At 60.1% G+C, this 15,385-nt stretch carries 10 protein-coding genes; 3 read left to right on the top strand and 7 right to left on the bottom strand.

Going from position 1 to position 15,385, the window contains the following annotated elements:
• Positions 1–210 precede the first annotated feature (210 nt).
• The 7 genes from NZK35_RS22345 to NZK35_RS22315 all read right to left on the bottom strand — a co-directional run bounded on the left by NZK35_RS22345 (position 211) and on the right by NZK35_RS22315 (position 12,097).
• Positions 211–1,131 carry a DUF4339 domain-containing protein gene (locus NZK35_RS22345; protein ID WP_259634746.1) on the bottom strand — a complete coding sequence of 307 codons (921 nt, stop codon included), beginning with the start codon at positions 1,129–1,131 and terminating at the stop codon, positions 211–213.
• 5 nt (positions 1,132–1,136) lie between these two features.
• On the bottom strand, positions 1,137–4,028 hold the full coding sequence (locus NZK35_RS22340) for a hypothetical protein (protein ID WP_259634745.1): 2,892 nt from the start codon (positions 4,026–4,028) through the stop codon (positions 1,137–1,139).
• 8 nt (positions 4,029–4,036) lie between these two features.
• Positions 4,037–6,052: a GAP1-N2 domain-containing protein gene (locus NZK35_RS22335; protein ID WP_259634744.1), complete on the bottom strand. Its 2,016-nt coding sequence runs from the start codon at positions 6,050–6,052 to the stop codon at positions 4,037–4,039.
• A gap of 3 nt (positions 6,053–6,055) precedes the next feature.
• A complete protein-coding gene (locus NZK35_RS22330) occupies positions 6,056–7,405 on the bottom strand; it encodes a hypothetical protein (protein WP_259634743.1) in 1,350 nt (449 codons plus the stop codon).
• Positions 7,406–7,826: 421 nt separating this feature from the next.
• Entirely contained in the window at positions 7,827–8,228 is a 402-nt protein-coding gene (locus NZK35_RS22325; protein ID WP_259634742.1) for a hypothetical protein, read from the bottom strand.
• A gap of 79 nt (positions 8,229–8,307) precedes the next feature.
• Positions 8,308–11,331, bottom strand: coding sequence for a protein kinase domain-containing protein (locus tag NZK35_RS22320; protein ID WP_259634741.1), 3,024 nt, complete (start codon positions 11,329–11,331; stop codon positions 8,308–8,310).
• Positions 11,332–11,422: 91 nt separating this feature from the next.
• Complete coding sequence (locus NZK35_RS22315) at positions 11,423–12,097, bottom strand: ECF-type sigma factor (RefSeq protein ID WP_407699817.1); 675 nt, start codon at positions 12,095–12,097, stop codon at positions 11,423–11,425.
• Between the two features lie 189 nt (positions 12,098–12,286).
• On the opposite strand from NZK35_RS22315, the gene NZK35_RS22310 reads away from it, so the two are divergent.
• The 3 genes from NZK35_RS22310 to NZK35_RS22300 all read left to right on the top strand — a co-directional run bounded on the left by NZK35_RS22310 (position 12,287) and on the right by NZK35_RS22300 (position 15,337).
• Positions 12,287–12,430 carry a hypothetical protein gene (locus tag NZK35_RS22310; RefSeq protein WP_259634739.1) on the top strand — a complete coding sequence of 48 codons (144 nt, stop codon included), beginning with the start codon at positions 12,287–12,289 and terminating at the stop codon, positions 12,428–12,430.
• Between the two features lie 42 nt (positions 12,431–12,472).
• The gene (locus tag NZK35_RS22305; RefSeq protein ID WP_259634738.1) at positions 12,473–13,519 is read left to right on the top strand and encodes a DUF1573 domain-containing protein; all 1,047 of its coding nucleotides are present in this window, start codon (positions 12,473–12,475) and stop codon (positions 13,517–13,519) included.
• Between the two features lie 252 nt (positions 13,520–13,771).
• A complete protein-coding gene (locus tag NZK35_RS22300; protein WP_259634737.1) occupies positions 13,772–15,337 on the top strand; it encodes a sulfatase family protein in 1,566 nt (521 codons plus the stop codon).
• Positions 15,338–15,385: the final 48 nt, after the last annotated feature.

Genomic DNA, 15,385 nt, shown 5'->3' with positions numbered 1-15,385 from the left:
GTCGGGAAACAGTTACCGAGTTAGTGGGAAGCGACGCGATGATCCGTGCAAGAAAAGGGAGATTTTATTCAGTGACGACGGCATGCACAGCATGCCCTACCAAACGAAGGCATGCACAGCATGCCCTACCAAGCGACGGCATGCACAGCATGCCCTACGTGGTGACGGCATGCCTTGCATGACGCGGTGGAGTCGCCGGGCTCGGATGGTTTAGGCCAACACGTTGGTGATCGGCACGTTGGTGGCCAGGGCGGTGATCAGGATCAGCAACAGGATCCCCAGCCAAATCATGACGGCGACCGAGGTCAGCAGCCAGAATTGGTTCAACGTCCGTGCGGCCATCAAGGCGGCGATGGCCGAGGACGATTGGGCGGCGGCTTTCAGTTTGACCGCCGACTGCACCGCCATCACGCCCGCGATCGCGGCCACACCGCTGAGCGAAATCCGGATCGCGGCGGACATCGTATCGGACTTCAATTTTCTGCCGCCCTGATTGAGGGCCACGATCTGGCCGACCATGAAGATCGCGGCGATGATCAGCAGACTGACGCCGAAAGCCAGAATCAGCGCGTGGTGTTTGGCCAACTCGGTCGACAGCGCGCCGCCGTCGGACGGAGGCGTCTCGCTGGTGACGTGTGACACGATCGTCTGGCCGCCGCCGGCTGGGGCACCGCCGAACAATTCCGGAATCACTTCGGCAGCCGGTTTCCACGTGTCCATGCCGTTCTTCCAAACCAGCGAATCCTTCTTGAGGATTTTCGCCTCGCTGTAGAGACGCATTTGGTCCATCGAAACCGGTCCCTGTTTTTCACCATTGACGTGGGCGTACCACTGCGCCGTGGCGTTGTCGTTGGAAGCCGGCGCGGTGCCGCCTTCGCCGTCTGATCCTTCGCTACCCGGCGGCACGCTCGATGCGGACGCCGCCATATCGCCGGCCATGCCACCGCTGGCGACCGCTCGGGGGAAAAAGTTACCGAACTCATCGGCCTTCATCCAACTCAACCCGTCGCCGGACAACTCATGCATCCGAGTGACCTGGCCCCGACGGACCATGTCCTTGACCTTGTCCGGTGTCAGCGGGCCGATCGTTCGACCGCGGAAACGAATAAAGACACGTTCGATTTGAGTCATGCGATTCAGTTCGGAAACAAGAACAGGGGGCGTCCGGGGACTTGATGCACGGGATTGGGTGTCAATTGAACATGACCTTGCTGCAGTTTTCCGACCGGAAAAATCGACGTTTCCGCGTCACCCTCTCTGGAGGCCGCGGCGACATACAACGTGCCGTCATATTCTGGAGTTCCACCGCGAAGATGATACTCGATTTGGTTGCCGGACGATTTGGTCAGAAAACCGACCCACTTGAGCCGCTCGGCGGCAATTTTTTCGTAGTCGGACAAGGGGTTGGCCAAACGTCGATAGGCGATGGGCAATTCGGCTGCGATCACCCGCTTGACCTCCGCGTTCAGTTCGGGGTCGGTCGGTCGCGACTGGTGCCACTGTTCGCGGACGGTGCTGCGTCGCACCAGCGTTCGCATCGTCAACGGAATCATCTCCTTGAGTTTATTGCTGCCGCGCGTGGCGGCGTCGAGCAAGTAATAGATCAGCCATTCTTTGATGACGCCGTCGAGTTCTGGCCGCTTCATCACCTCGCTGACTTGCAACAGAAATGTCAGTTCCCACTTGCTGTCAAACTCAATCGCCTGCTTGGACTTTTGGCTGACGACTTGGGCGATCGATTGAATCGGTTCGTCGATGACCTTCGGCAACGGCCCCTGGAAGGCTCGGTTGCGGACACCGCCCAGCGGATCGGAAACGACGTCCACGCCGATACTACCGGCGCGGGCCATGCGGTCGGTGTTTTGCTCGGCAAAGGTCTTGTAGATCAAATGCGACGTCGTGCCGGTGGGGCTTTCAGAATCTGGAATCGGCAGCGTGACCAATTGCGACAGCGGATGTTTGGCAATCAGCCCGAAGGCGCCGTCCAGGATGACCTTCCGCCCGACGATCTCTTTCATCGTCTCGGTAAATCGCGGCATGGCCTGCAAGACCGGATTGGGCGAGACAATTGATTGGATCCTTTCCGCCGACTCGATCAACGCCGCCGCTTCGGTCGACGTCACTCCATTGTTCAACTTGGACTCCAGATCGGCCAGCCACGCGTTGGTCCGCTCCACATTCAACCAGTGGTCTTCTTCATCAATGACCGTACGAAATTCGACGAAGTCGGTGCGTGAAACGGACTGCGTGGAATAATCGCGCAGCCGATCGGAGTAGACTTCCAACGAACGGGAGTTGAGCAACGAATCGATGGCCGCATCGCGTTGCTGGGACACCATGCTTTCGTCCTTGAGACGTTTCAACGTCGAATCGACTTGTGAACGCAGTGTTTCCTGCTTCGCCCGCGCCCCGTCCGAAGCGAGCGGGAATTGGTTGGGAAGCCGGACGACAGACGAGAGCAACTGCCCGATGGCCTGGCGGTTGGCGGTCGAATCACCGCGTGAGGACAGTTCGCCGAACTGTCGCTGGAACTCGGCGACCTTGCCGATCATTTCGTCGGACTGTCGCATCGCCTCGCCGGCCCGGTAGGCCGCCTTGCGTTTGCGGAGATCATCGACGCGGGCCTGTTCGCCTGGCGTGGCGGCCAATTCGTCGAGTTGCGGCAATAGGATTTCGTCGATCAAGGCCGGGTCGTCGTTGCTGGCCTGGGCGATCAGTTTCTCGAATAATTCGAGTCGTGCCGTCTGTTTCTCGATGGCTTTCTTTGCCGTCGCCTGCATCGCGACCATTGCGGGCAACCGCGCCAGGTCCGGGTCGGAGGCAAGCACCGAGTTGTAATAATCCATCGCCGCGCCGTACTGTTCGGTCTCGACAAACCGGGTCATCTGGTCGACGCTTTCTTGTTGTGCGGTTTGCTTTCCCGAGGACGCGATGAACATGCCGATGCCGATGATTCCCACCAGCACGACCGCTGCCAGACCGGCTCCGATCAGGATCATTTTGCGTTTGGCTTGTTTGGCCGGCTGCTTGGCCAGCTCTTCGACGCGCTGCGTCAGATCTTCGGGCAACGGCTCACCAAACCGCGATGCCTGATCATAGGCCTTCTTGACCTCTTCGATCGGCGAATCGGACTCCAGCGTCGATTCCAGATTTGCCATCGCCATCTGCCGTTCACTTTCCATCACGGCTTGCCGATCCAAATCTTCGAGCCACTGCATCGCCCCGGCGACGCTGGATTCCAAATGGCCCGGCACACTGACCTTGTACTTGCCGCGGACCGATTGCCATTGTGATCGCAGCGTTCTGGCGAGCGACTCGTCACGATCTTCAAACGCCGCGTTGATTTGCGGGGCCAAGACACCGAGTTCGGATTCTTGAGATTGGCGGACGTGGGCTTCGGCGGCGAAGGCGCATTGATCGATCAACCGCGACGAGGGCGCGACCCGCCAGTTGCCGCTGGTCAGCTCTTGGTTCAATTGATACAGGTAGCGCGCGTCTTCTTGCTCCAGGGCGTGCTTGAGCTCATGATCGATCTGGCTGAGCCGCACCTTTTCCCATTTCTCCACATCGTCCTGCCAGACACTGTTGGCCGAATCCACGCGGGCAATCTGCCGAAGCGTTCTCAGCCGGACCGCCAACGGCGCTTTTGCGATCGCCAACCGTCGATGCCGTCGCAGCAGGGCGTCCAGCGGCAGGCTTTCGATGATCGCTTCATTGATCTGGGCGACGTAATCTTGGTTCAGCTTGGGCGGCAGTGGGATCCCCATGAACTGCAGGATCTCGTTCCACTCATCCCATTCGGGAAACTCCAGTTCGGCCGCGGCGTCGAGCGCATTGGGCGTCATTTCGACGCGTTGAATCGCTTCGCTGCGCAGCCCTTTGCGCAGCAACATGACGGCGTCGTCGAGACGCTGATTGACCTCCTGGACTTTCGTCCGGTAGGAATCGGCGAGTACACGCATCTCGTCTTCGGCAATCCCATCGCGTTTCTCGAGAGCGCGTCGGATCTTGTCAACGGTCGTCGGCATGGCAACACTTACCAGGAAAAATGTAGGTGAAGCGGAACACGTCGCAGCACGACCGATTCCGATTCCAGGAATTTCAATTCGGGAACTTCGACCCGATGACCTTCTGCCAGGACGGCAAAGGCGCGATGGAGTTCGGCGGCGACTTGGCCGAGTTGTCCACAGTCGTCCACGATCTGCACCAGTGCCGCCTGTTGGTCTTTTTTCAACGCCTTGTTAGACGACTCGAGCTTGGACCGCAACGACGCTTTCAGTTTGGTTGACGCCTCGGAAAGGTCCACTCCTCCGGCCCGGCGAATCAGCGATTCGATCCGAGCCTGGGCCTTGCCCGGGAACAAGTGGCGGAAAAACGCTTCGGTGACCTCTTTTAAATTCGGCGGCAACGAGGCGCTCTCTCGCTCGATCGAGTCGGCCAAATCCGCGAATCGGGCAAGCTTGACCGCGGCGGTGCGGTAGGCCCGACCCTGCTCGCGAAACCGTTCATTTTCGTTGGAAACGTCTAATTCGGCGATCGCGATCAGGTCGCCGGTCTGGCGACTCCAATAAACTTTGGTCGGGCCCAACACCTCCGGGATGGAGGGCAACTGCTCCACGGCCAGCGTTTGCGTCCGCTCGGTCAATTGTGTGGTCGCGACGACGAGTTCCTCGGTCTTTCCCAACGGCAGGGCACCGCCGCCCCAAGCAACCAGTTTGGTGCGTTTGATGTCGGGAGCATTCTGCGAATCGTCGGGGATCGGCTTGAGTCGCACATAGCCCCGCAGCGAAACCGGCTCCGGCAGCGGAGTTTCTTCGTCGGGGTGTTGGACCGCAAACTTCAGCAGTTGTTTTTTGTCGTAGTGCAATACCAGATCGAGCGTCTCGATCGGCACGGGAGCCGGCGCGAGAACGGGCTCTTGTTCTTCGATCGGCGGCGTGATGTCGATCGGCATTTGCGGTGCCGGCGGCGGTCCGGATCCGGGCAGAATGGGAAGCCCCGCCATCAGTCGTGCCACCGTCCAGGTCGCCATCAATCCGATGATCACGGTCAACACCGTGCCGGCCAGCACAAGTTTCTTGCGTCGCTCCCTGCCGCGGATCAAGTCCATCGGCAACGATGGGGGTTCGATCGGCGGCGGCGGCCCGACCGGCGCGTCATCGTCGGACGACCACGACGACTCGACCGGGGCGGCGACGTCGACGTCCTGGACCGCATTGAATCCGCCGCTGGGAATCGGCGTTCGGGATTCTCCGCGAATCACCCCCCGTGCCCGCTCCACCCATTGCGACGCCGTGGTGATCGATGGGTGCTTGGTCAGATCGATCGCTTTTCCAGCGGAAGCCGCAAACCGTGCCTCTTCGGTACCGACGGGAACGAAGCGGATCTTGCATTCGACGTCCGGCGGGATGTTCGCCGCAAACGTATTGAACGTGGCTCTCCAGCGTTGGCTGGTCGGCAGCAGGGCGATCGATTCGTCGATCAGCTCCAGCAGTCGCCCCTGCTGGTTCAGCGGGTAAATCACCCACAACGGCGTCGCGTCGGGTTGCGAAATCGCTTCGGCCACCACGCCGCCCCAGCCGGCATCACCGGCGACCGACTTCCACGACGTGCAGATGCGTGACGGCTGGTCGCCGCGGGGGATCGCCGGTCCAGTGGCCGGTGTTTCACACTGCCCCAACCACTCGCTGCGCAGGATCGAAGCCTGGCGGATCAACCAAGCCGGCCCCGCCGCGGGCATTTCGCTCGGGTCGATCGTGACGTGATGGGCGATCTTGTTGGTCCGGCCCGAGTAGTCGGTCCCGTAAGCCGCGACGCGAGACAGGACCGAGACGATTTGACCGCCCAGATTGACACGTTGGTGGGCAAGCGCAACGGGGTTTTCCGAAGCCCGGTTGCTGTCCGGTGGAAACAGATGCCGGTAGCTGGAAATCGCTTCCAACTTTCCGATCACGTTGATCGGCATTCCGGCCGTCGTCAGGACCGTACAGAAACCTCGACTGCCATGACGCAGCCCTTGGGGCGCGGACGTGTAAAGTAATTCAGTACTCAAAGGTCACTCGAGTTGTTCCGTCAGCCAGCGACCGTCGTCCAACGAGGCGGTATCGCCGGTCGCTCCGACCAGACCGCCCGCCCAATTGTGCAACGCCATCAACATCGGGATCTCGACCCAATACGGCTGCATGTCTCGCGGCCGAATCCCCAACGTGCCGGTTGCCGGATCGACCGTCGGGCTGCTGCCACTGGCGCTGACGGGGATGAAGGTCAAACTGGTCGAGAACCCTTCGGCCGCGGCGACGATCTCGGGACAAATCTCCGCCATCAACTCGCCGACCCGCTCAGACGTTTCCTTGATGCGTCGGCTGTCGAGCGAGCAGAACTTGGTGCCCTTGACCGGCAAATACGGCTCCTCGGACGAAACATCCGGCAACAGATTCTTCCACGCATCCCACTTCGTCACAATGACGATCAGGGGACGTTGATGCAATTCATCGTCGCGCAGGCCGGCATGGCGACGCACCCGCTGGATCGCCTCCAACAAAATCGTGTCTTGGCGCACCGTGGTCTCGCGAGCCAAGCGTGAGGTTCGAGACACCATCTGCGGATCCTCGGTCTTGCCTTCGCAAGCGCGGCGGAAACGCGTGTCCTGTGTCGGATCAAAACAGAAAAACAGACACTTGGAACAGGCCAAGTGCCGGGTGACCGGGTTGACCGTCTTGTCCGCTCCGGGAAAGAAACTCTCCCCCGCATTGTCGTACAGACAAACCAACTTGGAAATCTCGCGGTTGAGACGGTAACGCGGATGATTGGACAGCGGTTGCAGATTGAACATGAACGGCCGCGGCAACGAGACGCTGTGGTCGCCCATGTCGACCGTGTCGTACATGTCCCCCTGCTCCTCCGTTTTCGCCAGCGCGACCGGCGTGTCCAGATCCGGGTTCATGAACTGTAACTCTTCGTATTCATGAATCCGCGAATTCGTTTCCGCATCCACATCGCTGAGCGAAACGGCGAATCGTTTCGGCAAGGTCTGACGAAGTTTCCAGGACATCGATGTCAGAAAATAGCTTTTGCCGCACGCCGGCGCACCGAAGATGCTGAAGAACAGGCTCGGCACCTGGTACATCGAACGCGGGACGTGCAGATGGCATTTGGGACAGGCCATCCGCGTCGCGTACTGCCCCATCTCATCGATCGCATCCCCCTGGGGACTGAAACGACTCGGCAAAAACCGCTTGGCGTGCTGGAACCCCAATTTGGCATCGCCCAACAAATCGGGGTGTTCGGCGATCCAAAGTGACTCCTCGGGCGCATACGCATGCCAGCAATGCGGACACGTCACCTTGTTGAGCAACGTCAGGGCCTGAGTTCTTGCTGCGGTCGGCATGCGGGAAAAGTCGCTCATGCGGAGAGAGAAAAGGAAAGTGAACGCGTCTGCAGTCTAGTCGACGAAGGGTCTCGGTTCCAGCAATCAGCGATGCCGATCGACGGCGTCACAATCGCCCCAACGAGCGTTTTCCCAGTCCGGGTCGAGCGATGTGGTTTGGTTCGCGGCAGGGCGCGCGCCCTGCGGTCGTCCGAGCCGAAACCGGACGGCTCGCGCCGTTTCGCTCATCCCTTCGCTCATCCCTTCAGCCAAGCGGGGGTGGTTGTTGGTCGCGGCAGGGCACGAGCGGGCTGTCGATTGAAGCCCGCACGTGTGAGCTAGGGGCAACGCGGCGTTTCGCGCTCGCGCGACGGGCTCACATCATGGCGTCGATGCCGAACCCACGGATTCGAAGCCTATCCCACCAACAGCGATTCAACAGCTGCCCGTCGTCCGATCCTTAGACGGCAAGATTGGGGGAATCGGCGGAGAGCGACGCGCCGCCGAAACGATCCAGGATCAGCTCGTAAAGCGTCACCAACTCCTCTTGCCGGGCGATCGAATTTTTTTCCAGCAGGATCGATTGTAGGCATTGGTCCGTCATTCCGGCATCGCGAAGGACCTGACGCGACTGTTCCCAGGTCGGCAACCAGACCATTTTGTCCACGAACGCGTCGACCCCACCGGCCAATTTCACGAAGTGCGGCAGGTTCAGAACGAAGTAAACGTGCTCCTGAAACGGTGACGCTCGCTGCACCACCCGATCTTGGTCCAAGACATAGTGTCCCGCCGAGGGTTGCCAGGGGACACCGGCGGATTTCATTGCGATCGCCAACTCGATCATGCGGTCCGTAAAGGTCATTTGCGATTCCAGGAAAAGCTTGGCCGCGGCGGCTTCCAGACGGCCATCCCGCACCGACCTGGTCAGGCACTCCGCCCGGTCAGGCACTCCGTCCGATATTCTTTGTCGATGGCAAGTAAGGGGCGGCGGCCGGGCGGATGCGAAGCTGGAAGAACGCGGGATGCTGGGCCAGCAACAGGGAGAACATCGTCGCTCCGGATTCGCTCAACACACCCAGTATCGAATCGTCCAGCTTCGGCAGGGTCCGCAAATCAAAGATGGCCCGATTGAGAGTCGTGCCGAACGGGCCGTAGGGATACTCTGCCAACGTGTCTTGACGCATGCGAAAATAGTCCTGTGACGTCGTCGGCGTCATTGCCATCCCCTGCTGCTCGGCCGCGTTTTGAAAATCGCCTCGCTGTTCGTAGATGTCGATCAGCAATCCGACAGCGAGCATTCGGGAAGGATTCGATTCCGGCGTCGAGTCGCGATAGCGTTGTGCATCGATCAGTGCACGACGATCATATTGGAAGAACCAATCCACGCGGCTCTTGTCGGTTTTGATCAGCATCGACATCGGGTTCAGTTTCGTCGCCGTCCGCAATGCGTCGATCGCTTGCTCGCCCAAACCGAGCGCCGCCAACAGCAACCCGCGCTGGTGTTGGACTTGGAAGTTGTATCGATACTTGCGGTGCAATTCGGCGAAGATCCGATAGGCTTCGTCGAAATGATCCAGCGACTGCCATTCGATCATCGCTTGGGCCAATCGAGCGTCGACGGAGTTGGGATCTTTTTCGAGCGCCTTGGTCATGCTGCTGCGTGCTTTTTCCAGATGGGCGAGCGACTCTGCCGAGTCGGTTCGTGAGGCCAGGGTCAGCGAAGCGAGGGCGATTGCCGCCAGCGGTTCGCTCAACCGCGGGTCTTCTTCATGGGCCTTTTCAAAACAACTGAGCGCCCGCATGAGGCCCTTGGTGCTGTCGGCATCCGCGTAGGCATGCCCTTTCATCATGCATCCGTAGGCCATCGGGTCCGGTGCATCGCTTTTTTGCCCGCTGGTGACCAGGGCACGTCCGATCTGTTTGGCGACATCTGACGCCACCGCACTTTGCGTCAGGAACTGTCCTCCCGGCATGGCGACCGACTGTTCGGTCACAAATTGTTTGCCATCGATCAGGCTGCCGTCGACGGCACTGACGAGTTGCCAGCTGACGACCCAATAGGTTTGTTGTCCCGCCGTTTGACTTTCGAAGGCCCCGGTCAAAAACGCATCGACCCCCAGTTCTTCGCCCAGCGCGACAAACTGCTCGGGCGTTTGGGCCGTCAGCGGCCGGTAGGGAAGCACCGTCAGGCCGTCCACCGCCGACAGTTCATTGACGAGCGCCGAGGCAAGGATTTCACCGTCGGCAAGGCTCCGGTCGGCCAACGGCGTCGCTCCACCGGTCCGCTCACCCGCCTTGGCGTTGATGTCACGAAGCTCCAAGACCGCGATCGATTGGATCGATCCCATCCGCGAGGACGTCTTGCCCAATGACAGTCCGCCCAGCATGCCGCCGAATAGCCCGCCGGCCAACGTCGTCAACACGTGTCGCCGCAAGATTCCCTCGCCGGCTCCGTGTCGGTCGACCGATTCGTTGGTCCGCGGCGATGTTGCCGCGATGCTGCTGCTCAAGTCAAAGCGACGCAAACGCGCATAGACGTCCGTCGCCGTCGGACGCTTGGCGGGATCCTTGTTCAGGCACTGGGCGATCAGCTCACACAACACCGCCGACTTCTCGCATGGGCCGTGATCGTACTCGACTTCTCCCCTCAATGTGCCGGCCAATCGATCGGCCGGAGTCTCACCGGGGATCGCCTGCTTTCCATAAAACACTTCGTACAACACGCACCCGAATCCAAACATGTCGGCCGCGCTGGTCGCCGATTCGCCCCGCGCCTGTTCGGGCGCCATGTATCCGGGTGTTCCCAGAATCATCCCCGATCGAGTCCGGCTGGTGTCTTGGTCGGCATCGGCGAACGCTGAATCACTGACCCGCGATAGTCCGAAATCGACCAACTTGACTCTCGGCGCCGAATCGCCTGCCGAATCATGATGGTCGACCAGCATCACGTTCTGTGGTTTCAAATCGCGATGGATCACTCCCGCGGCGTGCGCGGTCGCCAGTGCACCTGCGATCTGCATCCCGATCTGACAGGTCTGCTCTGGAGACATCGGACCGGCGACCAGTTGCTCGGCCAAGGTCAGACCGCTCAGAAACTCCATCACCGCATACGGCGCATCGCCCGCCATCCCGACGTCGAACAGCTCCACAATGTTGGGATGCGACAGCGCCGCGACGGCCTTGGCCTCGCGTTCAAATCGCTCCACCAGTTCGATTCGCTTGGGGTCCGACGGTGCCAAGTGCGGAAAGCCCAACATCTTGATCGCAACGGGGCGGTCCAGCCGTGTGTCGAGGGCGCGATAGACGATCCCCATGCCGCCACGGGCCAGAATCCGACCGATCGCATACGGCCCGATCGCGCTGACCGATTCGCCGCGGGCCAAGCGATCGTTGGCACCGGCTCGATCAGCAGTGCCAGGGGATTTCGCCGCAGCAGGCGATTTCGCCGAGGCGGAACCGTCCTCCGAGGCTGGGCGTTCGCTCGATTTCGGTGATCGCCCCGCAACCGGCGCCGGAGCCATCCATTGGGTCGCTCGTGGACCGACAGCCGCCGGACGATCATCAGCGCGGGCAACATCAGCGCGGGCAACATCAGCGCGGGCAACCGGGGCATCGGCATCGGACGCTGGTTGCTCACCGACCGGCGGGCCGGTCGGGTCGGCAAAACCCAACACCGGGTCCGGTTGTACGGGGACGCCGGTCTTAGACTGGAACGGTGTGGGCCGGGATTCGGCCGCCTGGCTGGCGCGACGTCGTTTCGATTGCAGTTCGTTTTCGATTGCCAGCAGCTCTTCACGCAACAGTTCGATGTGCTCGCGCAGCGGCGTACTGGGATGTTGCTCAATAAACAACTTGATCGCCTGTTCGACCGACAACGGACGATCGGTCGGAAAGCATTCCTCGAATTCCAGACAAACCGTATCGATCGCGGCCAATTCGTCGGCGGTCAGGTCGTCCAAGTTCATCGTGTTTTACCACCGGGTCACAGGCTTGTTTGTGCCGCGTCGCTTGCCGCAGCCATCGGGTGTTCTACGATCGACCATTCACTCACCAGGCTCAAACCGACTCGTCCATTTCCTCGTCGTTGGAATGGACGGCTTCGGACCAAGTCCGCCGAATCAATTGCAACCTCCGCTCGGTCGCGCGTTTGCTGAGCCCTAACCGGTCGGCAATCTCGTCGACCAAAAACCCATCCATCCGCATCACCGCGATCTGACGCAACTGGGCGTCTGGCAATTGATCCAGCAGAGCATTGCATGTCTCTTCCAGCTCCACGTAAAGATCTGCGGTCATCGATTCGTCAGAAACCCCACCGATGCCGGGTGACTTCCGGGTATCGTCTTCATGCATGAACACCGATTCCCCCCGAACGGCACCGCCGCCACGTTTCTGACGGGTCTGGAACCTCAGGTGGGCATTGACTTTGCGGCCGGTCAACGTGATCAACAACCCCCACAAGTTGTCGGGGCCACTGAGATCTGGGAACTGGTCGCGTCGAATCCCCGCGATGAAACTGTTGAAGGCCGACAGTGCGATGTCTTCTTCGTCACCGGCTCGCTTCAGGTTGGACGGCAGACGCTTGGCCGCCAAACGTACCAGCCGTTGGAAGTATCCGTTCCAGAGCTCGCCGATCGCTTCGTCGTCTCCCTCACGAACACGCTCCAGCGCAGCGGCAAACCGTTCCGCTCCACTGCTGTCGGCTCCGGGAGGATCGTTGGGGTGGTTGTCCATCACGTTCAGATTGTTGCGCCATTCCATAACATCGTCCAGACGATCAAAAAAGCGGTGGATTGGCTGGATTGGGACCTTGCAAAGCAAGTGTCGAAGCAAGGCGGGGCGCAAGGTCGACGTCGTCGCGATAATCCGACCGCGGGATTATACGGATCTTGCGGAAAAACAGTTCAACCGAGGGGGATTCCCTTGCCCGTCTACCTGGATTCGGTAATCATTCCCATCGTAACAGGATTCATCCCGGAAAAATGGAGCAAGCCGCCCGATCGCCGCGACTCCAAGCGATTGTTTTTTTCCGGCGCCGTGGCGACCAATGTCAAATTCTCGACCTAGGTTCCCTCCAGCGGGGAACACCTTGTGGAGTATTCGCGCTGCATGAACACTGTCACTACACAACATCGCCATCCGGGGGGATTCCCACACATGTTCCGCGCCACCGTTATCACTCTTGCGACCATTGCGACTTCGTTTTCGATCGCTGCATCCGCACCGGCCCAGTCTCAATGGCCCGACAACGCCTTTGCGATCAAGAAGCATGACTTTGGAACCGTGGCCGTTGCTTCCAAAACGGAATTCCGCTTCCCGGTCTACAACCCCTACACGCAACCGCTGCACATCCAAACGGTCCGACGGAGCTGTGGATGCACGACGCCGATCGTCGAAACCGAGTACATCGAGCCCGGACAAACGGGATCGATTCTGGCGCGATTCAACACCGACACCTTTCGGGGAACCAAGGGCGCGACGCTGACCGTTGTGGTCGACAAGCCCTTTTTCAGCGAAGTACGGCTGCGTGTGGACGGCTACATTCGCAGCGACATGGTCTTCCACCCCGGTGCGATCGAGTTTGGCACCGTCAATCAAGGCGAAACGGCCAGCAAGACCACTCGTGTGCTGTATGCCGGCCGCAGCGACTGGGAAATTGCCGACGTGCGAAGCAATGTGCCGTGGTTGGTCCCCAGCAAGAAACTGGTCAGCCGAAGCGCCGGCCGAGCCGACTATGAGTTGACCGTCGCGATCCGCGAAGACGCGCCCACGGGGCCCTTCCAAAACGAAATCATCGTCATCACCAACGACACCAAACGCCCCGAAGTCCCCTTCCCGGTCAGCGGAACCGTCGAAAGCCCGCTCAGTATCTCTCCCCAGGCGATCGCCTTCGGCAGCCTGAAGCCGGGGCAAAAAATTGAAAAGCGATTGGTGATCAAAGGCGCCACCCCCTTCACGATCGAATCGATCACCTGCGAAGGTTGGGACGTCTCCTTCCCCCAAGCAACCGTCGCCAAGACGATCCACATCGTTCCCGCCACCTTCACCCCGACCGACGCCGAAGGCCCGCAAAAGGTGACCGTCCTGATCACCACCGCCGGCGATCAATCTGTCACCGCCAAAGCCATCCTGACCGCCGACATCCGCGAAGAGTGATCGGCAGCGGCCGCGAGCCGACGGGCCAACGGCGTTGGCCCACCCCGAACGGCAACGCTGTGNNCGCTCACCTCCGGCTACGTGCTTTCATCCCTTCGGGATACCGATCGCCTCGTCAGTCAGGCAATCTCTCGATCCAGTCAGGCAATCTCTCGATCCAGTCAGGCAATCTCTCGATCGTCCCCGCCCAGCCGATCGTCAGACTATCTTGGACGCCTCTGTCCGTTCGCCCTGGTCCCCCGATTTGATCCCATGCCACAAAGCATCGCCCGTCACCGGTCCGTCGTCCCCGCCCTGCTGCTGTTGCTGATCGCCTGGCTCTCATGCTGGAACCGCCAAAACGCCTGTGCCGCCGCGCCTCCCAACATCGTGTTCGTCCTGTGTGACGACCATCGATATGACTGCTTGGGCGTTGCCGGCCATCCGTTCATCGAAACGCCCCACATCGATGCGATCGCCTCGGCCGGCGCGCTGTTCACCAATGCCTATGTCACGACGTCGCTTTGCTCGCCCAGTCGCGCGTCGATCTTGACCGGACAATACGCGCACAACCACCGCGTCGTGGACAACTACCATCCCGTCGACTCGAACCTGGTGTTCTTTCCCCAACAGCTTCAAAAAGCCGGCTACCAAACCGCCTTCGTCGGCAAGTGGCACATGGGTGGAGACATCGATGACCCGCAGCGTGGGTTCGACCACTGGGTGGCGTTCAAGGGGCAAGGCACCTATTGGCCGGACGGTCATGGCACGACACGTGAAGTGCCCCAAACCACCTACGACGGTTTCAACGTCAATGGGAAACGCGTTGCACAAAAAGGCTACATCACGGACGAGTTGACCGACTATGCCATCGAGTGGCTAACCAACCGGCAAACCGAAAAGCCGTTTTTCTTGTACGTCAGCCACAAGGGCGTTCACGCGGACTTCGTGCCGGCGGATCGACATCGCGGACGCTACGACGACAAAGCCCTGCCGATTCACATCCCGACGCCCGAGCAAATGGTGAGCGGAAAGCTGCCGATGTGGGTCCGCAATCAACGCAACAGCCGACACGGAGTCGATTTCGGTTACAACATGGCCGATTTCTCACCGACGGTTTATTACCGCCGCTACTGTGAATCGATCCTCGCGGTCGACGACAGTGTGGGACGCCTGGACCGGTACTTGCAACAATCCGGCCTCGCCGACAACACCGTCTTCGTCTACATGGGCGACAACGGATTTCAGTTCGGCGATCACGGATTGATCGACAAACGGGTCGCTTACGAAGCGAGCGCCAAGGTCCCGCTGTTGATGAAAGCCCCCGGCCGAATCCCTGCAGGCCAAACCTACACCGATCTGATCGGCAATATCGACATCGCGCCGACGCTACTGGAAGCCGCCGGTGCCCAATCCCCTGCGGCCATCGACGGCATCAGTCTGTGGAAATCAATCTGCGGAACGTCGACCGAAGACGTGACTCGAAAACACTTGCTGTATGAATATTACTGGGAACGCAACTATCCCCACACCCCGACCTTGCACGCCGTGATCGGTGGACGGTGGAAATACATTCGCTGCCATGGGCTTTGGGATCGCGACGAGTTTTATGACTTGGAAAACGATCCAGAGGAAATGAACAACCTGATCGATGATCCCTCGCATCAAACGCGAATCAACGCCATGAATCAGACACTCTGGTCGTTGCTGAAAGAATCCGAGGGCAACGAGATTCCGTTGCTGGAAGATCGCGGCCCCAATTTCCCCTGGCGTCATCCCGATCACGCACCTCAGGCAGATTTCCCCGGCGAGTATTTCCGCGAGAGCGAGAAGCGCTGAAAAACGGTTGGCATCGATCCGCACCGTTGGTGTACAGCCTTCAGGCGC

The sequence above is a fragment of the Stieleria sedimenti genome, assembly GCF_025060895.1.
Lineage (GTDB): Bacteria > Planctomycetota > Planctomycetia > Pirellulales > Pirellulaceae > Stieleria > Stieleria sedimenti.
Note: the sequence above shows the minus strand (reverse complement) of the source record. Positions and strands in the feature narration are given on the sequence as shown.

Coding starts and splice junctions, on each gene's coding strand:
- NZK35_RS22345 (WP_259634746.1), bottom strand. CDS start 1,131: ATGACTCAAATCGAACGTGTCTTTATTCGTTTCCGCGGTCGAACGATC.
- NZK35_RS22340 (WP_259634745.1), bottom strand. CDS start 4,028: ATGCCGACGACCGTTGACAAGATCCGACGCGCTCTCGAGAAACGCGAT.
- NZK35_RS22330 (WP_259634743.1), bottom strand. CDS start 7,405: ATGAGCGACTTTTCCCGCATGCCGACCGCAGCAAGAACTCAGGCCCTG.
- NZK35_RS22325 (WP_259634742.1), bottom strand. CDS start 8,228: ATGACCTTTACGGACCGCATGATCGAGTTGGCGATCGCAATGAAATCC.
- NZK35_RS22320 (WP_259634741.1), bottom strand. CDS start 11,331: ATGAACTTGGACGACCTGACCGCCGACGAATTGGCCGCGATCGATACG.
- NZK35_RS22315 (WP_407699817.1), bottom strand. CDS start 12,097: ATGGACAACCACCCCAACGATCCTCCCGGAGCCGACAGCAGTGGAGCG.
- NZK35_RS22305 (WP_259634738.1), top strand. CDS start 12,473: ATGAACACTGTCACTACACAACATCGCCATCCGGGGGGATTCCCACAC.
- NZK35_RS22300 (WP_259634737.1), top strand. CDS start 13,772: ATGCCACAAAGCATCGCCCGTCACCGGTCCGTCGTCCCCGCCCTGCTG.